The 22,994-nt window shown below is 46.3% G+C and carries 23 protein-coding genes; 6 read left to right on the forward strand and 17 right to left on the reverse strand.

Annotated elements, in window-relative coordinates:
* Positions 1 to 33: 33 nt before the first annotated feature.
* Positions 34 to 1,392, reverse strand: a complete 1,359-nt coding sequence (locus tag AC5YB3_RS22030) for an aminotransferase-like domain-containing protein (RefSeq protein ID WP_494526177.1) — start codon at positions 1,390 to 1,392, stop codon at positions 34 to 36.
* Positions 1,393 to 1,484: 92 nt separating this feature from the next.
* Between AC5YB3_RS22030 and AC5YB3_RS22035 the strand changes: the two genes are divergently transcribed.
* Positions 1,485 to 2,111: a LysE family translocator gene (locus tag AC5YB3_RS22035; RefSeq protein WP_494526178.1), complete on the forward strand. Its 627-nt coding sequence runs from the start codon at positions 1,485 to 1,487 to the stop codon at positions 2,109 to 2,111.
* A 184-nt stretch (positions 2,112 to 2,295) separates the two neighbouring features.
* Positions 2,296 to 4,053 (forward strand): SulP family inorganic anion transporter, encoded by a 1,758-nt coding sequence (locus tag AC5YB3_RS22040; RefSeq protein WP_011846940.1) that lies wholly within the window; start codon positions 2,296 to 2,298, stop codon positions 4,051 to 4,053.
* Between the two features lie 212 nt (positions 4,054 to 4,265).
* Here the strand turns inward: AC5YB3_RS22040 and AC5YB3_RS22045 are convergent, their stop codons facing one another.
* Positions 4,266 to 4,463 carry a hypothetical protein gene (locus AC5YB3_RS22045; RefSeq protein WP_006081839.1) on the reverse strand — a complete coding sequence of 66 codons (198 nt, stop codon included), beginning with the start codon at positions 4,461 to 4,463 and terminating at the stop codon, positions 4,266 to 4,268.
* 196 nt (positions 4,464 to 4,659) lie between these two features.
* The gene (locus AC5YB3_RS22050; RefSeq protein ID WP_494526179.1) at positions 4,660 to 5,316 is read right to left on the reverse strand and encodes a glutathione S-transferase; all 657 of its coding nucleotides are present in this window, start codon (positions 5,314 to 5,316) and stop codon (positions 4,660 to 4,662) included.
* A gap of 375 nt (positions 5,317 to 5,691) precedes the next feature.
* Here AC5YB3_RS22050 and trhO point away from each other — a divergent pair, with 375 nt between their 5' ends.
* Complete coding sequence (gene trhO / locus AC5YB3_RS22055) at positions 5,692 to 6,696, forward strand: oxygen-dependent tRNA uridine(34) hydroxylase TrhO (RefSeq protein WP_011846937.1); 1,005 nt, start codon at positions 5,692 to 5,694, stop codon at positions 6,694 to 6,696.
* 312 nt (positions 6,697 to 7,008) lie between these two features.
* On the forward strand, positions 7,009 to 7,482 hold the full coding sequence (locus AC5YB3_RS22060) for a hypothetical protein (RefSeq protein ID WP_006081836.1): 474 nt from the start codon (positions 7,009 to 7,011) through the stop codon (positions 7,480 to 7,482).
* A gap of 168 nt (positions 7,483 to 7,650) precedes the next feature.
* Here the strand turns inward: AC5YB3_RS22060 and AC5YB3_RS22065 are convergent, their stop codons facing one another.
* The 11 genes from AC5YB3_RS22065 to AC5YB3_RS22115 all read right to left on the reverse strand — a co-directional run bounded on the left by AC5YB3_RS22065 (position 7,651) and on the right by AC5YB3_RS22115 (position 17,251).
* Entirely contained in the window at positions 7,651 to 7,893 is a 243-nt protein-coding gene (locus AC5YB3_RS22065; RefSeq protein ID WP_107947744.1) for a DUF2897 family protein, read from the reverse strand.
* A 45-nt stretch (positions 7,894 to 7,938) separates the two neighbouring features.
* Positions 7,939 to 8,676, reverse strand: a complete 738-nt coding sequence (kdsB, locus tag AC5YB3_RS22070; protein WP_006081834.1) for an 8-amino-3,8-dideoxy-manno-octulosonate cytidylyltransferase KdsB — start codon at positions 8,674 to 8,676, stop codon at positions 7,939 to 7,941.
* Between the two features lie 97 nt (positions 8,677 to 8,773).
* A complete protein-coding gene (gene kdnB, locus AC5YB3_RS22075) occupies positions 8,774 to 9,844 on the reverse strand; it encodes a 3-deoxy-alpha-D-manno-octulosonate 8-oxidase KdnB (RefSeq protein WP_012197228.1) in 1,071 nt (356 codons plus the stop codon).
* 20 nt (positions 9,845 to 9,864) lie between these two features.
* A complete protein-coding gene (kdnA, locus tag AC5YB3_RS22080; RefSeq protein WP_494526180.1) occupies positions 9,865 to 11,055 on the reverse strand; it encodes an 8-amino-3,8-dideoxy-alpha-D-manno-octulosonate transaminase KdnA in 1,191 nt (396 codons plus the stop codon).
* A gap of 194 nt (positions 11,056 to 11,249) precedes the next feature.
* A complete protein-coding gene (gene can / locus AC5YB3_RS22085) occupies positions 11,250 to 11,867 on the reverse strand; it encodes a carbonate dehydratase (protein ID WP_006081831.1) in 618 nt (205 codons plus the stop codon).
* Between the two features lie 298 nt (positions 11,868 to 12,165).
* Positions 12,166 to 12,603, reverse strand: a complete 438-nt coding sequence (locus tag AC5YB3_RS22090) for a type 2 periplasmic-binding domain-containing protein (protein WP_006081830.1) — start codon at positions 12,601 to 12,603, stop codon at positions 12,166 to 12,168.
* A gap of 10 nt (positions 12,604 to 12,613) precedes the next feature.
* Positions 12,614 to 13,792: a porin gene (locus tag AC5YB3_RS22095; RefSeq protein WP_494526181.1), complete on the reverse strand. Its 1,179-nt coding sequence runs from the start codon at positions 13,790 to 13,792 to the stop codon at positions 12,614 to 12,616.
* Positions 13,793 to 14,118: 326 nt separating this feature from the next.
* Entirely contained in the window at positions 14,119 to 14,949 is an 831-nt protein-coding gene (locus AC5YB3_RS22100) for an alpha/beta fold hydrolase (protein ID WP_494526182.1), read from the reverse strand.
* A gap of 111 nt (positions 14,950 to 15,060) precedes the next feature.
* Entirely contained in the window at positions 15,061 to 15,774 is a 714-nt protein-coding gene (locus tag AC5YB3_RS22105) for a M15 family metallopeptidase (protein WP_494526183.1), read from the reverse strand.
* The gene (gene dapE, locus AC5YB3_RS22110; RefSeq protein WP_259561223.1) at positions 15,768 to 16,907 is read right to left on the reverse strand and encodes a succinyl-diaminopimelate desuccinylase; all 1,140 of its coding nucleotides are present in this window, start codon (positions 16,905 to 16,907) and stop codon (positions 15,768 to 15,770) included. The genes AC5YB3_RS22105 and dapE overlap by 7 nt, the downstream gene beginning before the upstream one ends.
* Positions 16,907 to 17,251, reverse strand: a complete 345-nt coding sequence (locus tag AC5YB3_RS22115; protein ID WP_259561222.1) for an ArsC family reductase — start codon at positions 17,249 to 17,251, stop codon at positions 16,907 to 16,909. The genes dapE and AC5YB3_RS22115 overlap by 1 nt, the downstream gene beginning before the upstream one ends.
* Before the next feature lie 293 nt (positions 17,252 to 17,544).
* Between AC5YB3_RS22115 and AC5YB3_RS22120 the strand changes: the two genes are divergently transcribed.
* Both AC5YB3_RS22120 and AC5YB3_RS22125 read left to right on the forward strand, forming a co-directional pair.
* Positions 17,545 to 17,715 carry a hypothetical protein gene (locus AC5YB3_RS22120; RefSeq protein ID WP_006086821.1) on the forward strand — a complete coding sequence of 57 codons (171 nt, stop codon included), beginning with the start codon at positions 17,545 to 17,547 and terminating at the stop codon, positions 17,713 to 17,715.
* 904 nt (positions 17,716 to 18,619) lie between these two features.
* Positions 18,620 to 20,014: an MFS transporter gene (locus AC5YB3_RS22125; protein ID WP_494526184.1), complete on the forward strand. Its 1,395-nt coding sequence runs from the start codon at positions 18,620 to 18,622 to the stop codon at positions 20,012 to 20,014.
* A gap of 220 nt (positions 20,015 to 20,234) precedes the next feature.
* On the opposite strand, the gene crr is transcribed toward AC5YB3_RS22125, so the two are convergent.
* The 3 genes from crr to AC5YB3_RS22140 form a co-directional block, all read right to left on the reverse strand.
* Positions 20,235 to 20,744, reverse strand: coding sequence for a PTS glucose transporter subunit IIA (gene crr / locus AC5YB3_RS22130; protein ID WP_006081821.1), 510 nt, complete (start codon positions 20,742 to 20,744; stop codon positions 20,235 to 20,237).
* A gap of 71 nt (positions 20,745 to 20,815) precedes the next feature.
* On the reverse strand, positions 20,816 to 22,519 hold the full coding sequence (gene ptsP / locus AC5YB3_RS22135) for a phosphoenolpyruvate--protein phosphotransferase (RefSeq protein WP_242326181.1): 1,704 nt from the start codon (positions 22,517 to 22,519) through the stop codon (positions 20,816 to 20,818).
* A 205-nt stretch (positions 22,520 to 22,724) separates the two neighbouring features.
* Positions 22,725 to 22,982 (reverse strand): HPr family phosphocarrier protein, encoded by a 258-nt coding sequence (locus tag AC5YB3_RS22140; protein ID WP_006081819.1) that lies wholly within the window; start codon positions 22,980 to 22,982, stop codon positions 22,725 to 22,727.
* Between the last annotated feature and the right edge of the window lie 12 nt (positions 22,983 to 22,994).

Below are 22,994 nucleotides of genomic sequence, written 5' to 3' on the forward strand. Positions count from 1 at the left end.
AAATTGGCTGAGTTCGGAGGTTTTTAAGCGCTATTACACCACTGAATAGGCATTTTGTACCAAGGAGTGAATAGTCGCCTCGATACAGTCAATCGCATGTTGAAATTGAGTGTCGTTTTCGGCGCCGCCAAGGCTCAAGCGAATAAAATTGTCATGGCAATTAAAGTCATCTCCATTACGGATCAAAATGCCTTTGGCAGCTAGCGCAGTGACGAGGTGATGGGCCTTGATATCTTCTGGCAGTTGTAGCCAACCGTTCAGTCCTCGCCAAGTTTGGGTTAATCCCAGTCGTTCGCCCATGGCGATACAGAGACGTTGCCGTTGGCGAACTATGGTATCGCGATCGGCAGTGATTTGGCCTTTCTTAATCAACTGACAGGCTATTTCAATGTTCAGCGGCGATACCATCCAGCATTGGCTATGAATCGCGAGTCGCACTTGGGCGATAAGTGGTTCAGGCACCAGAATAAAACCTTGCCTTAGGCCGCCAGAAAACAATTTTGACAGGCTTGAAATATAAATTACCCGTGGGATAGCCAGCTGTTTTGCTAATTGCCACAGGGGCGAATGCCACTCTTCGGGTAAACAATAATTCACATCATCTTCAATGATATAAAACTGATACTGCTCGGCCAATTCGAGGAGTTTTTTCCGCTGCGACTCACTGTATTGAATACAGGTAGGGTTTTGATTATTCAGGGTTAGATAGACTAACTTGGGATGATGGATTTGCACTAACGCCTCAAAGCGTGCGAGATCCACACCTTCATGGGTGAGGGGCACTCCAATGCTGGTCACGCCGAGCTGCTTAGCGCAAATTCTCACGCCTGGATAACTGTATTGCTCGTGCAGCAGCACATCGCCCGTCGATAAAAATGCACTTAAGCAAGCAAAAATCGCTTGCTGGCCGCCGTGGGTAAAGATCAGTTGCTCAGGCGTTTGTTGTATGCCGCGTTGGTTAAGCCATTGGTGAAACACTTGTTGGTGTTGATCTAATGGACTGGCGCGATAACCCAGTAACTGGCTGAGCTTTGTCGGGTCTTTTGCTAATTGGCTGAGGCAATCACTGAGGGTGCTAATTTGATCTGTGAGTGGCTGCTGGCAGGTCGCCATATTCAATTGTACTTTACCGATCTCTGGTACTGGGGAGGCGTTGACATAGGTGCCATCACCGACGCGCGCTTCGACGTACCCCCTTTGTTCCGCCAATGCATAGGCGCGGGTCACAGTGCCAATAGTGATGCCTAAAGCATCGGCTAAACGGCGCTGCGGGGGCAGTTTACTGCCTTGGGTTAACACCTTCTGCAAAATGCCTTGTTCTATAGCACTGACTAAGCGCTGATATTTCGGGCCTGAAAAAGCTGTTAGGTCTGGCGTCCAGATTGTACCCATGACAATAAATCCATTGATCTCTAATATTCTCCGTATATTATTTATTGCATCTGTTTATGTCAATAAATGTATGCATACAATTTAAGGTGAATATGAATACTGCATTACTCTATGATCCACAATTATGGACCTTGATGGCTTCTGCCGCGTTGTTTTGTGCAACCATGACCATGACGCCCGGACCGAACAATATCCTCTTAGCGAGCTCTGGTGCACATTTTGGTGTGCTGCGTACCGTGCCGCACATTGCAGGGATCCGCTTGGGTTCGACCTCTTTACACCTTGCGGTATTATTCGGGCTTGGCACCTTGTTCGAAGCATTACCGGTATTGCACCAAGTATTGAAATATTTCGCTTTGGCGTATTTGCTGTATCTCGCGTACAAATTAGTGACGTCGCCAGTGCCGAGCACGCATCTTGATGACGGCCGAAAACCTATGACTCTGATTGAGGCCGCCTTATTCCAATGGATTAACCCTAAGTCTTGGATGTCGACAATTACCCTGTGCAGCGCATTCACATTAGGCGGCGATGGCTTTTGGCTCAGTGCCTTTCTTGGGGTATTAACCTTTAACGTAGTGGGATTTCCGGCGTCATTTACTTGGGTGTTTGTTGGTGCGGCGATCAGTAAGAAACTCAATACGGATAGACGTAAGCGACATTTTAATTGGTTTATGGGCAGTTTACTTTTAGTGTCACTGCCGATGATATTGCGCTAACTTAGTGTTTATTCAGCGCCTAACTCCATAAATATTCTGAGGAAAATACTCGCGTAATGATTGGCTTTATGCCATAACCAACATACTATTGCTGGCTTTTAGGTAATGACCTTTTCGCTGAATATTTTCAGTCTCGGTTATACTGATTAGTGCTTATCTTGATGGTGTGTATGGAGGTTGCCGAGTGAAGTTCCCTAGTTTGATTTCGTTTATGCCGGGATTGGCGCAATTATTACAATATGAAAAGCAATGGCTTAGGGATGATGTGCGCGCAGGCTTGTCAGTTGCCGCTGTGGCACTCCCTGTTGCTATTGCCTATGCCCAGCTCACAGGCGTCAATGCTGCTGTGGGTTTGTACTCCTGCGTATTGCCTATGCTGGTATACGCGCTATTTGGTACTTCAAAGCAATTAATCGTGGGTCCAGATGCGGCAACTTGCGCCGTTATCGCCGCCGTTGTTACGCCCCTTGCCGCTGGCGATAGCATGAAGCACTGGCAGTTAGTCATGACCATGACAGCCATGACAGGCTTTTGGTGCTTGATTGCGAGCCGTTTTAAGCTGGGTGTGCTTGCTGACTTTCTGTCAAAGCCGATTTTGATGGGATTGCTTAACGGGGTCGCGATCACCATTATCGTCGGACAATTTTCGAAGATTTTTGGTTTTACCTTCGACGAGCGCTATTTAATCGAACGCCTCAGCGGCGCCCCTTCTTATTTATCAAAAACCCATTGGCCGACGTTGACTATGGGGATTGTGACGCTCGCGACTTATGCCTTAGTGAAACGGTTTCGTCCACAATGGCCCGCATCTATGTGCGCGATGGCGATGGCGGCGTTCCTTGTTTGGGTATTTAACCTGACGAGCTTTGACATTAGCGTTGTCGGAGAGGTGACCTCTGGTTTACCTTCATTCCAAGCACCGGCTTTTGATTTGGGGATCGCCCGTGAGTTGGTGGTGCCAGCGCTCAACTTAGCCATGGTGAGCTTTGTGAGCATGATGCTGACGGCCCGAAGTTTTGCGGCAAAAAATGGTTACGATATAGATGCAGATAAAGAATTCAGGGCGTTAGGGTTAGCCAATATCGCATCTGCCATCTCCCAAGGGTTTGCGGTGAGCGGCGCCGATTCCCGCACTGCGGTGAACGATGCCAATGGCGGCAAGAGCCAGTTAGTGTCCATCATAGCGGCGGTATTGATTGGCGTTGTGGCGCTGTTTTTTACTGCGCCGTTGAAGTACATCCCTAGCGCAGCATTAGGGGTGGTATTGGTGATTGCTTCTATTTCGCTTATCGATCTTAAGTCGCTGTGGAATCTGCGTGTGCGGGATAAGTCAGCTTTCTTGCTTGCGTGTATTACCTTGTTCTCTGTGCTGTTTATTGGGGTGATTCCTGGGATCACTTTGGCCGTGTTACTGGGGTTATTCCAGTTCCTTGCGACGGTAATGCGCCCCACGGATCAAGTGCTTGGCTTAGATCATAAGGGCGTTATCCGCAGCGTCGATGATTCGGGTAAAGCCAAATCTGTGCCTGGCGTGTTTATGTATCGCTTTAATTCGCCGTTAACTTACTTTAATGCAACGTATTTTAAGCGCCGTTTACTGGAAAAGTTTATTCGGGAATCTGAGCCGGTCGATTGCATCATTATTGATGCCGTGCCTTGTTTTACCCATTTAGATTTAAGTGTGATGGCCATGTTGGCTGATTTACATCAATTGCTTAAAAAGCGTGGAGTACGCTTAGTGCTTGCGGGGCGTAAACGACAGATGCTGAGTTGGTTCGAGCAAGCGGGTATGCAGACAGGGGAAGGCGGCATTCTGATCCGGCCAGATTTGTATCTCGCCCTTAAAATGAATCAAAGTTATAAACAAGCCTTGGCTGAAGGGCAAGCGCCTGTGATCCAAAAAGTCCCCGATGATGCTGTACTGTTGCATAGCCATTTATAGCGAATGATTTAAATTTTAAGATTGTGTAAAAGTGGGGTCATTAAAATAGCGCAGCCTAAGGTTGCGCTATTTTTTTTCTTGTTTAAGTGCTTGTAAGTATTTATTTAAATGCTTATTTATGTGCTTTGATTTGTTTGAAATTAGTCTTTGAATTAGGCGGGTCAATGATGCCGTAGCAAGTTTTATCGCCCAATGTGATGGTGTTTGACGGCTTAGTCTTTGAGAATTCTATCGAGGGGAATAAAACCGTGATAACCGTAATATCCCATAGGGCCGAGGATCAAACTGAGTAGGCACCATAACCATTTTTTGTTGGTGCTGAGATCCACTTTACTCTTGAAGGCTCGAAGGGCGAAAAGAAAATGCAGTAGCATCAGGCCCCCAAGCATAATAATGATATTGATATCCATATGTTCCAACTGCCTTATCCTTGTGTTCTATCATTCACGCCTTTGAAAGACATTAAGCGCGGTTACATTTATCTTGAGAAGCTTGCCTAGTGATCTGTAGCTAAATTAGCCACCTCACTAACTGCCAAATACCTTACTCGAATATTTTACCGATGGCTATAACATAAAATAAAAATAATCTTTAAATCTTATTGGGTTACATGTCTCCTAACAAGCAAGTTGGAGAATGGCTAGCGTCCCAGATCACATATTTTTCCATCGCACGAATAAATATTTCACTCGAAATGAGGTTTTCTAGCCAAGCGGCGAGTCGCGGAAAATCATCGCTCAGTGCACGTTTAAGATCCACTGCGGCAAATTGGCGTATAAAAGGCACGATGGCGTAGTCCGCAAGACGAGGTGTATCGGCAACTAAAAAGGAGTGTTGCCCTAAGCATGCTTCAAGTTGCGTGAGGAAATGGCTCGCTTGCTGGTAATAGTCGGCTTGCGTTTGTTCAGGGTAACGGTCAGCATATTTATAGCGGTCGAGCCATGGCTTAAATTGCTGATCATTTTGCGCGATAAGTTGCGCCATTTTATCTTCAATTACAGGGCTTTGTTGACATAGCAGATCTAAGGGATCCGCTTGCGTGAGTGCCCAGCGCATGATCTCAATACTTTCGGCAATCACTTCGCCATTGGCTAGCACTAATACCGGCACTGTCCCTTTGGGCGAAGCGGCCAGCATTTGCGCTGGTTTAGCTTTAAGGGTGATTTCGCGGACTTCAACATTGCATTGGGCGAGTAAGAGTCCCAAACGCGCTCGCATGGCATAGGGGCAACGGCGAAAAGTGTATAAAACGGCTAAAGCCATTAGGATTTCCTCTACTGTGTGGCGCTAATGCGACGTAAGTTGATACGACGAATGCAGGTGTCGGCTTGTGTCTTCTACATGTACATGCTTATTGACGACGCGAGTGTGCCAGTACGAATGCCGCGTGCCAATCAGGCAGTGTGCAAAGGGCGCAGATGGTAACGCTTTCATATTGAAATTTCTGCTTAATTTGCCAGCAGAAAATGATTTTTCTTACCTCTGTGCGTAAAGAATTAAAGACCCTGCATTTTATCTGTGTTTATCTTGCTGTGACTCAGGTAGAATTCCGCGCTATTTTGGGATCTGTAGCCAGTCTACAGATGATTGATTTGTTTATGCACTGGAAATTAAGTTCCAGCTAGCAAAGAGGGTGTTATGACTAAAGTCGTCGTGTGTGCGTTATATAAATTCGTGTCTTTACCGCATTTTGAATCTATCCGAGCGCCACTGCTCGCCATGATGGAACAGGCCGAGATCAAAGGCACTCTGCTCCTCGCAAGCGAAGGGATTAATGGCACAGTTGCCGGCACCCAAGAAGCGATTGAAGCATTATTGGTTTGGCTTAATAGCCAAAACGGCCTAGACAATATTGTTCACAAATTGTCATTCGACGATGAAATGCCGTTCTACCGCACTAAAGTCAAACTGAAAAACGAAATCGTCACTATGGGCGTTGAAGGCATTGATCCACTTAAAGTGGTTGGTACCTATGTTAAGCCTCAAGATTGGAATGCGCTGATTTCTGATCCTGACGTGATTTTAGTCGACACCCGTAATGACTATGAAGTGCAAATCGGCACTTTTAAAAATGCCGTTAACCCTGTGACTGAAACCTTCAGAGAATTCCCTGAATATGTGAAGCAGAATCTTGATCCTGCTAAACATAAAAAGGTTGCCATGTTCTGTACTGGTGGTATTCGCTGTGAGAAATCAACCGCGTATTTGAAAGAGCAAGGCTTTGACGAGGTGTATCATCTCGAAGGCGGCATCCTTAAATACCTTGAAGAAGTCAAAGCAGAAGAAAGTCTGTGGGAAGGCGAGTGCTTCGTGTTCGATAACCGCGTCGCGGTTAACCATGACTTGAAGAAAGGTCAATACGATCAATGTAATGCTTGCCGCATGCCAATCACTGAAGTTGAAAAACAGAGTCCTGCCTATGTGCAAGGTGTCAGTTGTCCACATTGTATCGATAAAATTTCTGACGAGCAGCGTAAACGTTTTGTTGAGCGTGAGCGACAAGTGAATCTGGCAAAAGCCCGTAACGAAGCGCATATCGGTAGTGATGTGAATCAAGTGATTGAAGCGCGCCGCGAGAAAAAAGAAGCGCAGCGTCGACTCGCCGCCGAGAAAAATAACGCGAAAAAATCGCAAGTGCTTTAACTTTATATTTCATTGGATTAGCTGTGAGTTAACCATGAGTTAGCACTGAGTTCGTTTCTCGCTCAGGCAGCTCATACATTGCTCTCGATTTGAATATGGTTGCACTATGGCCCGACTCGTTCGGGCCATTTTTTTATGCCGATTTTAGTTTTAGTGTGAATGTGCATTAACCCATTATTTAACTCATTATTTATCATAGCGCTATGCCGAAAATCTTAAATTTATGATAACTTTCAGTCGCTAGTATTAAAAAAATAAAGTCGAGTGCCATTAAACGAAAGGGAGTGATTCAGTGCAAGGTAGGCAAAGCGCATGAGCATTTGGAAAGAGCTATACGATATTTTCGATAAGGAACGCAGTCGCTGGCAGCAATCGAGCGCCAGTAAGCAGGCGATTGCCTTTGAGTTAAAAGCCAATTTGGGCTTTCTGGCCGATGCGTTAAGCAGCGGTTTATCGCAAAGTGCGATCGCCAGCGGTTTAGAATGCAGTATTTTTGAGGCAAAACTGAAAGAGGGCGCTGCACTCACTGCGTTAAATCGCCGTAAAGTGACCCTGAAGTTTATTGGCGAATTTGCCGAGTTTGCTAAGTATGTCGGTAAAGAGAACGACGCTTTAGTCGAGAATGCTTACTCTAAAATCAAATCACTGCAGAAATTAGTCGCGGCCGAGCCCAATAAAAGCCACGATCTGAGGATTAAATCCCTGTTTCGCTTCTTAGTCTTTTTAGTGGCGCACCTTGAGGAGCAGCCATTAAGTCGCACATCAGCGAAAAAAGCTGAAGGTTGATGCGTGGACGAGCTTGTGATTAATACGATTGGTATAAGAGACAAAAAAGGCGCTTATGGCGCCTTTTTTATGTTTGCGAACATCATTGCTCAGCTTTTTAGCGCAGTCTAGTTAGAGGCGTGTTCAAGAGCCATCTTCAGACTCACTCTTTAAAAGCCATTATTGAGTTTAGCCCTTAGGTGGCTCATCTGTTTTATTGGCTTCTGAGTCCGCAGAACTCGGCTTATTTGAAGCCGCATCTGCGTCATTCTCTGCTGCCGAAGGCTCAGCAGTAGGCTTTATTTGCTTATCTTTACCATGTTGGCCGAACTGCGGCAGTTTGAACTTAGCACTGTACTTCAACGCGGCAAGATTGCTGGCGATGACACCGACGATCAAAATAATAATGATCCAGACTTCTAAGGTCGACATACTCAGCTCCTGTTTCGAATAGACTCGCGCACGATTTAGCTCTGATTAATCAACCGCTAAACGTTGCTCACATTTACGAATATCTTCTGGCGTATCAACTTCAATAGAATCAAAGGCGCTAATGGCGATTTTGATTTTATGGCCGTATTCTAATGCTCGTAATTGCTCGAGTTTTTCCAGATCTTCTAGACGTCCTAATGGCAGGGCGGCGAAGGCTTGGACGAATTTGCGGGTATAAGCATACACACCTAAGTGCTTATAAACGGGGTAATCTTGTGTGTCGCGGCCAAAAGGAATACGCGAACGAGAGAAATACAAGGCATAGTTGTTGTTATCGAACACCATCTTCACATGCATAGGATCGTCAAGCTCGGCTTTATTCACGATTTCAAAGCCTAAGGTGGCCATTTCAAACTCACCTGGGTGACGCTCGAAGAGGCTGATGACTTGCTCGATGGATGTTGGGTCAATAAGGGGTTGATCGCCCTGTAGGTTGATCACTAAGTCGTCATCTTTCAGTCCCAGTTGGTTTATCGCATCATTGATACGATCTGTACCCGATGCCGCTTCTGGGCTGGTCATGACCACTTTGCCGCCAAAACCTTCAACGGCCGCTTTAATGCGGTCATCATCGGTAGCGACATAAATATTGGTGAGGCCTTTGGCTAACGACGCGCGTTCATACACGTGTTGGATCATTGGCTTGCCGTTAATCGGGGCTAAGGGTTTGCCCGGGAAGCGGCTTGAACCGTAACGAGCCGGGATTAACAGAGTCACATTCATCAAATTATCCTACTTTTATCAAAGATATACAGTGTAGAAATACAATGCATATAGACAAAAGGGCTCACAATTGAGCCCTTTTAATATGTGTTAGAGCTTAGATGCGACGGAACAGGGCAGTCAACATTTCGTCTGTGACTTTCTCTTCCCAACCCGCGCCGTAAACGTTAGCCCATAGTGGACCCATGCTCTTAGTCACGGCAACCATTTTAGCGATGGTTTCGTCTGGCAGATCTTTACAGATGTTCTTCGGCAGTGTGATGTTGTGTTTCTTCATCATCAAACGGAACTCTTCAACACCTTCTGGATAGAATTCTTCTAACACGTCAAAGGCGATACAGTTGCCGATACCGTGGTGGTAACCCAGGATATAAGACAGACCGTAAGAAACCGCGTGACAGGCACCCACTTGGCTATAGGCTATGCTCATGCCGCCCATGAAAGACGCCATCATCAGCTTGTCGTCTTTATCTACATGGTCGTCTAAGTACACTTGGCGACATAAATCCATGGCTTTTTCAGCGTAGGATTTAGAGAATTCGTTTAAGAAGGTACCTTGTAAAGATTCAACACAGTGGATATAGCAATCCATACCTGTGTAGAACCATTGGTCCGTTTCAACGCCTTCGATTAACTCAGAATCCATGATGATTTGATCGAATACTGTGTAATCTGAGTTCAGACCTAGCTTACGCACTGGACCACATAACACGGCGGTGCGTGACGCTTCTGCACCAGTACCAGAAATCGTTGGGATACCAATGTGGTGTACCGCTGGGTTCTTGATTAAGTCCCAACCTTGGTACATGGCAGAGCCACCTGGGTTGGTCAGCATCAGCGATACCGCTTTAGCCACGTCCATGGTTGAACCGCCACCTAAACCCACTACGCTTACAGGCAGTTTGCTATTAAAAGCTTGAACTTGCTCTGTTAACGTGTCGATTTGAATGGTGCTTGGCTCTTCATCAACGTTAACCCAAATCACCATGTCTTGTGCTTTAGCTGGGATACGGCCCTCAAGGGCTTTGCCTTGATGCACGTCATCGACTAAAAATACCACGAAGTCGTCGGCGGTTTTACGTTCAGCAGCTAACACTTCATCCAATTGGACGAATGAGCCACGGCCGAAGATCATTTTTTCAACTACTTTAAAATTCTTAAAACTCATTGCAACAAACTCCCGTAGAATTATTGGGCAAATGCTTTCTTGATGTTTTCGATACGCTCAGCGATCTGAGCATCGGTCCAAGACAACTTGATGAGCATAGAAATGGTGCGGCTCATAATGGCATCGGATTTAGGCACAGAAACTTGAGTATAGTCAGGTCTGTCGGCGATTAATGTGATTGGCAACGCAGCAGATGCCTTAAGCTCCTGAATGTGTTTCCAGTTTATCAAATAATGCCAGTTGTTTACATACCAGTAGAAGCAGCCATCGACGCCGTTTTCAGCCAGTTTTTTGCTGATTTCAATAGTACGCGCTTCGGTTGGCAACATAAAGGTTAAGAAGCCCGCTGAGTCGCCTTCTGGATCGGGGATCAGGCGGAAGGTGACTTCTGGGATAGCAGCGGCCATCGCATCTTTAATGGTTTTTTTGTTTTTACGTTGGATATCGATAATGGTATCGAGTTTACGTAATTGCGCTAAACCTAAGGCGGCGTTCATTTCCGAAATACGGAAGTTCAAGCCAATGATTGGATGTGACTCAGCGCCGCGGTCTTTACCTATGTGGTCATGGCCGTGATCGGAGAACATATGCGCGTTGTTGTAGATTTCAGTGTTGTTAGTGATCACAGCGCCACCTTCACCACAGGTGATGGTTTTGACTGAATCGAATGAGTAACAACCCACATCACCGATAGTACCTAAGGCTTGGCCCTTGTAGCTGCCACCAATGGCTTGGCAAGCATCTTCTAAAATCTTGATGTTATGTTTTGCACAGACGGCTTTGATCTCGTCCATCTTCGCCATAGAACCACACATATGCACTAAGTTAATCGCTTTAGTACGTGGGGTAATCGCGGCTTCAATACCTTCTGGAGATAAACACAGTGTCTCGTCGATTTCGGCAAAGATAGGAATCGCGCCTGCCATAAAAATCGCTTCAACTGAGGCAACAAAGGTAAAAGGTGGCACGATAACTTCGTCGCCAGCGCCAATGCCCGCAGCCATCATGGCCGTTTGCAGTGCAGCGGTACCGCTTGATAAAAGGTGAGCATGCTTCACGTTCATTTTCTCGCAGAGCAGTTGCTCCATATCGCGAGTCTTCCAGCGATCATTACGCATATGGTCGAAGTTGTAACGGAAGGTAAAACCGTTTTCCATAACGTCAGCGACTTCCTGCTTCTCTTCAGGACCAAATAATTCAAAACCGGGCATGGAAGGTATCTCCTTAGAATATGTCGCGCATAGGTCGCGCTGCAATTAACTGGCGGATTATAACTGGGGTAATAGACCCTTGCGATGTTTTATTGCTGAAAATTGCCATGGAAAAAGAAAAACCTGCACAGGTGCAGGTTTTATCTGAGCATAGATGACACTCAGCTAAGGGTTAAAAGCACACATTCAGGCCGTTAGCGTGGATTGGCTAAGCCGTGTTCACGGTCAACCGTGACATCTAAATCTGTCAGTAAACCGTTATCAATGCCGTAAATCCAGCCGTGTACTGCGACTTCTTGGCCGCGATCCCAGGCTTCTTGCACTATGGTTGAACTGGTGACGTTGGCAACCTGCTCAATCACGTTCAGTTCGCATAGGCGATCAAAACGTTTGGCTTCATCCATCTGTTTTAATTCATCTTGATAGATACGGTAGATATCACGTAAATGCCCGAGCCAGTTATCGATAAGGCCTAAGCGTTGCTGACTCATGGCCGCACGCACACCACCACAGCCGTAGTGACCCACCACCATAATGTGCTTCACCTTGAGCACATCAACGGCGTATTGCAGCACAGATAAGCAGTTAAGATCGGTATGGATCACCATGTTGGCAATATTGCGGTGAACAAAGACTTCACCCGGCATAAGATCGATGATTTGGTTAGACGGTACGCGACTATCTGAGCAGCCAATCCACAGGTATTCAGGATGTTGCTGTTTCGCTAATTGCTCGAAGAAATCAGGATTTTCTTGGCGTATACGTCCGGCCCAGCGGCGGTTGTTGTCGAATAAAGGTTTGAGTAGTTTCATTTTAACCTATTGTTTTATTGAAATATAAAATGTCTTCTCATGCTCTAATTCATGCAAGCAGCACATTTTTAGCAAGAGTATACCAGCAAAATTGTTTCTGCTGGTCTATCCAATTAAGGTTTGAATCTGGATATTGAGAAATCGAGATTATTTTTTCTTAACAGTACTGTAAATGGATAGCTTCTCTCTGGGGATTCGAGCGCCATTTGCGGGTGTGTTTGGGGTTAATATCGCGCTAATACTGAGTGAAAATCTTGTCCGCCAGAGATTAAGGCGGACAAGGATGATGCAGTATGGGTTAGAACTTACTGATCACTTTTACGCTATCGTTCACTTCGCTGACGTCAACAAACCCGATCATATTGGGGTTGGCGGCAATCAATGAGAGCATTTCAGCGCTAGAGTCGACGACTTTTGGCGGTTGGCCTTGGCCTGAAAAGACAAGTTTTGACCAATAGGCTTTGAGCTGACTCTCGGTTTTATTGAGGATCTGCTTCACGAAGGCATCACGGGCGGGTGAGCCCTCGGGTTGATCGAGCGCAACCACAGTGCCACCACTGGGGAAAGACTTCAGTTTACCTAAATAGATACGTGAAATATCCGCAGCGCTAATTTCTGACGTATTAGAAGGATGCACCACGACGGCAATTTCGGCTTGCACACAGGCACTGCCAAGCAAAAGCGCACTGGCGACTAAGGTTTTCATCATCAACCGAGATCTTATTAATAGTTTCATGTTTAACTCCTTAAAAAACTAAGTCTATTGCCATACTCAGCAACTGTTCATCGGAGGACGGTTTGTCATTACTGTAGTTGGTGTACTCCAGTTTTAGCGCGGCTGAGGGATGGAAATCCCAGCGTGTACCTATGATGTAGTAGGAGCTGTCTTCTTGCTGTGCTTCAAGCGCAGCTTTTGTACCAAAAACCAGAGGCGCTAGCGCAGCTTGGTTTGCTGGTGGCAGGCTATTGTATAGCGGTAACATGCCCTCATAGGCATCGTTTTGTGGGTCGTTTTTATCGATACCGTAGGTTAAGTGGAAGGTGAAATCTTTATAGCGGATCCCGCCGGAAACAAAGGCCGAATCTTGGATGTTAAAACTGCTGGGGTCGACGTCAATGCGAGTGTATTCCGCCAACACGAACCATTTACCCGCATCATATTTAACGTTAGCGCCGATAAGTAACGCGCTGTCGTTAATGGGTAAAAGATCATCGACCACTTGCTGACTAAATAACCCAGTTTGGGCAATCGCATCGCCTAGGCCGAGCAGAGCGGGTAACTCGTAGGAGAAATCGGTCACTATGCCAATATTCAAGCCGTACTCAAACCCAGAGGTCACAAAGTTAAAGTTCATTATGTGGCCCTTGGCGGAGAAGGGCGCGGGAGGTGTTGATGAACCTATAGGTGCATAGTCGGAAACGGAAGTGGTGATGTATTTATAGGTCAACCCGACTTCGGTATCGCCCCATAAATCGGAATACACTAAACCGACACCTTCGCCTGAATTAAACGGCAACGAATAAACGCCGCGGGGCGGGGTGATCCAATGATAGGCATAGCCTACGTCAATATAATCAGAGTATTTATACAGGTTAAAGCGCTGGCGGCCCGCCATGAGCATCAGTTTGTCGCTGATGTCATAGGAGATATAAGCCCATTCAAATTCGGCACTGTAATCGTTATTGCCTCGGGATAGCACTTGCGCCGTGGCTCTTAAGCCACTGCCCAGATCGGCAGTAAATTGTAAGGCAACTTTTGAATCGTTATTAAAGTTGAGCTCTTTGTCATAGTCATAATAGCTTTTATCGTCACTGAGACTCGAACCCGCGACAATAGAGGCAAATCCATTTATTTGAACATCGGCATAAAGAGACTGCATATAAAGTGTGCTGAGCACGCAGAGGGCAACTGTACTTTTTCTCATGGCAGAATACCTTGTTGAGGGAATACAGTAATAAAGGTAGTTGATAAATGGTAGATTTCACCTTTATGCAACATTTTTTGAGCCGCTTGGAACAAAAGCAAGGTCTTTACTTGTTAATAGAGGTTTCACAGGTGAGTTTAATGAAACGAGGCGTGCTCAATAACAGACTTTAATAAAGTAAAGCCTAATGTATTGATCCATAAAATAGGAATTAAGTATGGGTGAGCAATATTGATATAAGCACATATTGATAACATGTGCTAAGTAGAAATACTCATCTTCAAGATGCGAGTTTTCGCACCTTGAAGCGTAGATTTAGCGATTGATTAATAATGTTTAGCCAGAAAATCGGCTAAATGTTGGTTAATAAATTTCGCTTGTTCGAGAGTTGATATGTGTCCTGCTGCAGGAATATGCACAAGTTGGCTGCCGTCAATGGCATCACTCATCAGGTAACTTTCCAATACGCTGCGGGCTTTATCTTCCACGCCAGCCATGATGAGGCAGGGGAGTGTCAACTGCTCCGCACATTCCATGGTATCGCGGCGACCAAAAATCATTCGTCCCAGTTTCACTATCGTGGAGATTTTTTCTGCTGAAATTGTGGCAAGGGAGTGTTCAAAGTCAGCGACCAGTTCAGGTGTGTTATGTGCGGCATTGTTTGCGAAGAACAAAGGTGAAATTGCACTGATAAGCGGCGCAGGAATCGCCTTAGCGGCGGTAATCATATCCAGCATGCCATCATATTTCGCGCGGGTCACTTCGGGTTCAAAACCGATAAAACTGTCGAGCATGACTAAGGTTCTCACCCTTGCTGGCGCCTTGAGTACCAGTTCGGCCCCCCACATTGCACCTACTGAAAGCCCGATAACACTAAAGTCAGTGATGTCGAGATCATCCATTAAGGCCAACATGTGATCGGCAATATCGAGCAGGGTTTTACTATTATCGGGCAGTAAATCTGACTGACCATGCCCCCACAATTCTGGCACTATACAGCGGTAATGGGCGCTTAATGCGGCAATTTGAGGCGCCCACATGGCGCTATCCCACAAATAACTGTGGCCAAACAACAATACAGGGCCTGTACCGACATCAAGGTAACTTAATTTACGATCGGCAATAATGAGCTGCTGACGGTGTGACGAAAAATCCATAAAACCTACTTAATCAAATATATCATTATGTTAAGCCGCATTTCGGTGCCCATTTTGGCGATAGAGCGCTGGGCTTAACCTTTACAAAAATCTGCGACTAATATCCCACAGTTATGGCTGAGCAATACGCAGCACGTATTCATCCACTAGATAGTCTAATCGTGCGAGTACCGCATCTTTTAGCAACATATCACTGTTTTCTAAAAGGATTGCCAGTTCGGCACGATCGAATTGCGGCAATAATAATTGTGATACAGGGAAATAGCTGATGTGCCAAGGCTCAGGACTGACCGCGCTTTGTCCCCGCTGAAACGGGAAGTAAAAGCCAAAATCATGGGCATTTTCAAACAGCCAAGCATGCAGTTTGGCGCAGGGGCCTGCTTGGACATATTCAGCTTCAACAAGGCGCAGGGCTTTGACATCAATTTGATTCGCATCGAACACATCGAGATCTGTCCCCCAGTGGTGACGTGAAGCACCGGGCAGTGCCGACCAAAGCAAAATCAAGTCGACGATGGCATCGTCACTTAAACCTTTTATGCTCACCGCTTGCTCGTTGGCATCTAATACCACACGTTTACCGCTGGCTTTGGCATTCCAAATCGCCAGTTGTCGCTCAAAAGGGCGGTGGGCAGAGCAGATAGCGAGTGCTATGCCCGCATCTTTGGCTTTTTCCGCCATCGCATTAAAGGCGATGGCGGTGTTCGCTTCGAGCCAAAAGCTATGATACCCAAGGTGATACGGACTTAAATATTCCACCAATTCAGGGGAGTTTAAGCCGTAAAGCCTCGCGGTTTCGGGGCGGATCTCAAGGTGTGTTAGCACAATAGTTGTTCCAAAATCACTTCATAACACAGGGCTAGCTGCTCAAGGTCATCCACTTTAACGCATTCATTCACTTTATGAATGGTGGCGTTCACTGGGCCAAGCTCTAACACTTTGGCACCCGTTGGCGCGATAAAGCGTCCGTCCGATGTGCCGCCTGTGGTTTGTGGATCTGTCTCATAGCCTGTGACTTGGCGAATAGCAATACGGGTCGCGTCAAGCAGTGGGCCATCGCCGGTTAAAAATGGCAGACCATTGAAAATCCAGCTGATATCGTAGTCTAGCTCGTGGGCTTTCAATAAGGCTTCAACCCGTTCAATCAAGATTTCAGCGCTCACTTCGGTGGAGTAACGGAAGTTAAACATCACGTCTAGTGCGCCGGGGATCACATTCGATGCGCCGGTGCCGCCATTAATATTGGCGATTTGGAAGCTGGTGGGCGGAAAGAACTCATTGCCATTATCCCAGTGCATCTGGCTCAGCTCGGCTAAGAAAGGCGCGGCTTTGTGGATTGGATTATCAGCAAGGTGTGGATAGGCCACGTGGCCTTGAATGCCTTTGACGGTTAAGTTGCCGGTTAAACTGCCGCGGCGACCATTTTTGACCACATCGCCCAGCTTTAGGGTTGATGAGGGTTCGCCGACTAACGCCCAGGTGATCTTCTCGTTGCGCGCTTCTAAGGTATCAATGACTCGCGTCGTGCCGTTGATGAAGGGGCCTTCTTCATCGCTGGTGATTAAAAAGGCGATTGAGCCATTATGATCTGGGTGTTTAGCCACAAAACGTTCGGTGGCAATGACCATAGCCGCCAATGAGCCTTTCATGTCTGCGGCGCCGCGGCCATATAAGTAGCCATCGATAATGGTGGGCATAAAAGGCGGCGTGTGCCAGCGGCTCACATCACCCGTTGGCACAACATCTGTGTGGCCGGCAAAACAAAAGACCGGACCTTCATTGCCACGGCGAGCCCACATATTGGTGGTGTCTTCAAATACCATAGGTTCGATATTAAAGCCGATGGCGCTGAGTCTTTCAGCCATTAAGGTTTGGCAGCCTTCATCAAGCGGCGTCACCGAAGGGCGGGCGATCAGCGCTTTTGTCAGTTCAGTTACGGGATAATCATCGGCTGGCATCATAGTGAAAATACTCTTTTATAGGCGGCTTCATCAAAGCCAATCAGCACGTGTTCACCGACGACCAAGACGGGGCGTTTGATCAGTGTCGGTTGCGCCAGCATAAGTTGAATGGCTTTGGCTTGATCAATATCGATTTTATCTGCGTCACTGAGTGCACGAAAGCTCGTGCTGCGCTTATTGAATACGGTTTCCCAGCCTGAGGCTTTACACCAGAATTCGAGGTCTTCTTGACGTAGGCCGTCATCTCTAAAATCATGGAAGTGAACTGGAAGTTGATGATTTTCAATCCATTTGCGTGCTTTACGCACTGTATCGCAATTCTTAATACCGTAGAGGGTCAAAATGATGCTCCAGTGTGGATGGACGCTTGGCTGGCAAGCATTGATTTTGCTGGCATTGTGGCATTGTGCGCCGCATGTCACAAGTGGGATGTTTTGCTGAGATAGCGTGAGCATAAAAATGTCAGTGCATCCGCCTTTACATGCCTGCTGTTGTGGGCTGTAAGCGTTATCTGAGCATGGGGGGAAAGTCTGTTATTTTGTATTAAAAATAGGCTAAAGGCTTAAGCGTCGCTTAAGTTTTCCGCTCTAATGTCTAAGCGTGTAATTGTTGTCATTAGTTGAGGGAAATCATCATGAATATCGCCAATGTGGGTCAATCATCTGCGAGCATGCAGTCATCATCGATACAAGCTCAACAGAAACAAGCCAATATCTCGCCTCAGAAAGTAGAGGAAGTGAATGAGTCATCCCAAGAGCGCGCGAAAGAGGCGGGCAAAGGGGAGTCAGTCGACACTTTTGCTTAAAGCTTTTTATTTGAGTTGGTTGCCTAAGTTCGTGGCTTGAGCTTGATACTCGAGCTTGTTATTCAATTTAGTTTCTCAAGTCAGTTAGTTAAGTTCATGGCCTAAGTTAAATGCTTAAAGTTAGAGGCCATTCAGGTCGGCGGTTGTCATCTCAATTGCCGACTTTTCCTCTTAATTTTACCTCTATTCTATTAGCGTCTCCATTCAGTGTCTTTATTGCCGATATTGTTATGTCCTCGGGTTTTAATGCGATAGAGCCGACGAGTGTTTTAGAGGATTTGATTCAATTTGATAATGACTACCGACCTAAGTGAAATGCGCATCAGCATTTATGTTGTGCTTAAATTTCATGCAGTGTTGAAAGAATGCATTCTGAACAGGGTGCGACATGTCATTTATCGGCACCAAAACAGTCAATAGACATCTACCTAGAATATTATCGGCCTAGAACGTTATGTGTTTTGGCTGTCGAAGAAATGATCTCTACATCGCTTTTCCATTCCGCGTTTACATTATTCACCATCGTTAGGTGCCGCTTTCTTTTTTGCTTTAAGCAATTGTTAAGTATCTTTTTTTAATATTTTTCATCATCATTACTATGACTAATCATGCCTATTGTCTCACCACACTCTCACCTTTATGCACTTTCATCCTTCAGCACTTTCAGCTCACAAGGTTGTTCACTTTTTAGCGACCTGAGCCTGAGCTAAGGATTTCAACCAAAACCCATAAGTCGAGGTAAGCTCTATGCGTTTAGCATCAGACACTCGGTATTTATATTTAATACGCCACAGATAAAATCGTTAACACTTGTTTAACCAAAACTGTCTGTTATATATTGTTTTCTTATTAAAATCAGATTGATATCTGGCGTTGACTCTAGCGCGACTTTTAAAGGATTAAAATGCACAGCGATGTTTCTTGGCAGCGATTTAAGCAATTTCCGCGCTTGATGTGGATATTTTTGTTTGGGTCTTTTATCACCCGTGGCAGTTATTACATGGTATGGCCATTTTTGGCCGTTATTTTATATGAGAAATTCGCGCTAAGTGCCACTGAGGTCGGCATGGTCTTGTCCAGCGCCGCGATTATTTCGGTATTTACGAGCTTTGTTGGTAGCTCATTGTCCGACAGAATAGGTCGTCATAAGCTGATGTACCTGACGGGCATCCTCTATATCATCTCGTTTTCGTTGTTGGCTGAAGCCAATTCTGTCGAGGGGTATGTGGTTGTGATGACCCTGTGCTCTATGGCCACTTCACTGTGGCGACCGCTAACATCGGCGGCTATTGGCGACATCATTGCCGATCCTAAGACGCGTGAATTGGCGATGCAGTCGCTGTATTTCATCGTCAACGTCGGCTGCGCCGTTGGCCCTATGCTTGGGGTATGGCTTGGTCTTACGGGCAAGCAGTCCAGTTTTTACCTTACCGCAGTGGCCTTTGCCGTGTTGTTAGCCTTGTTATATTGGGGATTTAAACATCAAACCCGTCAGGATGTTGCTTTGGCGGCTGTCGCCTCATCGAATGACAATTTAAGTGACACTACGAGTGGCACTGAAAGTGATGGTGCAAGTGGCTGTGTAAATGACTGTGTAAATGACATAACAAGTGATGGTGTTAATCGTGGCGTGAATGGCTTATCGAGTGATACTGAGACGAGCACGAAAAAAGCGGCTGTCGTGAGCCGTAAGCAAATTATCGCCGTTCTATTGCAAGATAAACTGCTGCAATGTTTAATTTTCGCCAATATTTTATGTATGTTCATTTATGCTCAAATGGACAGTTCGTTGATCCAATATCTCACTCGCGCTGGTGCGCCTGATTTACTGACGTTAATCTCTGGCATGATTTTCACTAATGCTATGGTGATTATCTCAACCCAATTTTTGCTATTGAAACTCATGGCCCGTTTTCCGCTTGTCAAACGGATTCAAATCGGATTGCTGTTACTTATCTGCTCACAGATCTGGCTGGCATTTAATCCGCTGGATCTTTTTTGGGGCTGGATAGGCGCAATTGTGGTGATGAGCGTCGCCGAGACGATTTTGTTCCCCACTATGAATGTGCATATCGACCGCTTAGCCCCTGATCATCTTCGGGGTGCTTACTTTGGGGCCGCCTCATTCTATGACTTAGGCTTTGCGCTCGCGCCCCTTGGCGGCGGTATTATATTGGATCATTTTGGCGGTCAGTGGCTGTTTTTGACCGGCGCCGCACTCTCGGTATTAGTGATTTATCTGTACAGAATTTTAGATAGACTACCGCGACCCGATTTTGCCATGTTTAAAGCGGATTAGTGCACTAGAGCTATGTATCAGCTCGTTGCAGCTAACGTGATGGCTGAGCGTGAAAACGACCGAAATGGATTATTCTAAGTGCTGTGTATCGAGACTGCTACAGCTTGGCGAATGCAAATACCGTTTTAGGCTCGGTTTCCAAAAACGTAAAAGGCTGGCTCATGATTGTGAGCCAGCCTTTTATTATTCAAAACACAACCGATAAACGATGCATGTTAAATTAGAGCTGTACCGTAAAGATCACGTCTTTACCTGCGGTGACACTGCCTTGGGCCTTGTCTAGGTATTTGACGTCTTCCATGTTTGCCAGCACGACAGGGGTGAGTAGGCTGTCGACTTGGTCTTTAAGATAATCAATATCGAAGGATAAAATCGGATCGCCAACTTTCACTTCTTGGCCTTCTTGGGCTAAACGTTTAAAACCTTTGCCCCTCAGCTCGACTGTGCCGACGCCAAAGTGCACAAATAATTCTAAACCTTGGGGAGACTCAATGCTGAAGGCATGATTTGTCTCAAAAATTTTTCCGATGGTGCCGTCGATAGGCGCAAGAATTAATTCGCCTTTGGGGGCGATGGCAATGCCATCACCGACAATCTTCTCAGCAAAAACCACATCGGGGACTTTTTCAATAGCGACGATATCGCCGGAAACGGGGGCATATACCATGATACCGCCAGCTAACTGAGTCTGACCCGATACCAAGCGCCTTATTCGGCTTAAAAATCCCATAATCTAGAGCCTCTTTTGCTTGTTTTTGTCATTGTTTTTGTTCTGTAATGCAGCATAACGAATAAATGTCTCTATTTATAGCTTGTTATACACTGCTGTAGACCTGCAATTCTATCTTGTTGTAATGCAGTGTGCGCCAGCGCCGAAAATTGTTGGATGTTGCCTTGGCAAATGGCAGCTTTGACTTCTAACAGTGAGCTTAAGTTAACACTGAGTTCGTCCAGCCCCATGCCGATTAACAGCGGTGCAATTTGTGGTGAACTGGCCAGTTCGCCGCACAGCGACACTTTCACATTGGCCGCTTTTGCTTGGACTATTGTCATGTTAATTAACGCTAAAATGGCAGGCGAAAGGGACGGATAGTCGCGGGTAAGCTGCGGATTGGTCCTATCGGCTGCCATTGCATATTGGGTTAAATCATTGGTGCCAATGCTGACAAAGTCGAGTCGTGGCAGCATAGCATTGAGGTTAAATACCGCTGCGGGGGTTTCGACAACGATACCGTAGCTGAGTTCACCGTAGCCTTTCTCTTCTTCTTCCAAGGCATCTTGGCACTGGGCAATCAGTGCAAACACTTCATCCAATTCTTCGACTTGATTAACCATAGGGAACATCAAGCGGATTGGGCCGTGGTTTGCGGCGCGCAAAATAGCCCTCAATTGGGTTTTAAATAAGTCGGGGTGTGCCAAGGTATAGCGAATACCGCGTAGCCCTAAGGCGGGATTATCTTCAATTTCTTGGCACAGGCAAGGCAGTTCTTTGTCGGCACCGATATCTAAGGTGCGGATGGTAAAGGTCTTACCGCCCAGAGCGTGCAATGCATCGCAATATAAGCTGTATTGGGCTTTCTCATCGGGCAGGGTGCTGACGTTCATCAGCATAAATTCGGTGCGAAATAAACCTATACCATCGGCGCCAACATCGCTGACATGGGTGATGTCGTTGAGATTGCCGACGTTAGCCATAAGCCCCACAACATGGCCATCTTGGGTTTGTGCGGGTCCATCCTTATAGGTTTGCAGCGCCGCCCGTCTTGCCTGTTCGTGGTGAAAGGTGACGGTAAGTCTTGCCTGTTGATCAGGATTAGGATTAACGCAAAGCTCACCATTGAGCGCATCGAGTACTAAGGGCGTGCCGTTGGGGATCGAATCGGCATCAAACTGACAACTTAAGATGGCTGGAATGCCGGCAGCTCGGGCTAAAATCGCCGTATGACTGGTTAAACCGCCAGTTTTGAGCACAATACCGCAGAGGTTTTCCCTCGGCAGTAAGGCAAATTCGGCGGGGGTTAAATCTTGCGCCAACAAGATGGTGGGCTTATCGAGTTTGTCGAGCCCTTGGTTTAAATGGCCATTGATCGCGGCGACAACGCGTTGGCCTAAACAGCGTACATCTTGGGCTCGATTAGCTAAATAGGGATCATCTAGGGATTGCAGCTCGTTGGCTTGATGGGCAAATATGCGTTCAACCGCCACACTTGCCGACAGTTGTAAGGTACGAATCGCATCGTTCACTTGCTCGATTAATTCATCGTCTTCCAATAACAACAGGTCGGCTTCGATCAGCTGATAATTTTCTGAATCGCTATCGAGCGCAGCTTTGCTGTGGGTTAATTGTGCCTGCAGCTCTTGCAAGGCTTTGGCAAACTTGCCCTGTTGTTGGGGAATTTTCGACAGGGGAATAGGACGATAATCGAGGTGGTGTTCGGTGTGAATAAGGTGAAGTGCCTGACCAAAGGCAATTCCCGATGACACTATAATCCCCGTTATTGACATATCCCTTCCTAAATTAACCACTGAACTGAGTGCCCGTTAGCGCTAGCGAGTCTAGTTGAGTGGCGTTGAGTTTGTAAAGCGTTGGCATGTAAACTATTGGCACGAACAGAATCCGTTTCAACTTATCCCTCGTCGGTAAGTTATATATGCAGTCTTAGATATTGGTGCGCTAATCAATACACTCGTAAATAGGACAAAGGCCTAGCTAGCTTAGCGTGATCAGCAGTTCGGAGACTTTCTCAACTGCGGCTTGCGCCTGTTCACCTTCGGCAAACACTCTTACCGTAACGCCAGAATATAGCCCTAAAGTTTGTAGCTTAAACAGACTTTTAGCGCTGGCTTGCTTACCATTACATTCGACCATGACATCGCAGTCAAAGGTTTTGGCTTCTTTAACCAGTAAAGCTGCAGGGCGGGTGTGAATCCCATGTTTGGCGGTAATGGTGACAGATTTTTCGTACATAGTGGATGAGCT

The organism is Shewanella sp. 1311, assembly GCF_059338235.1.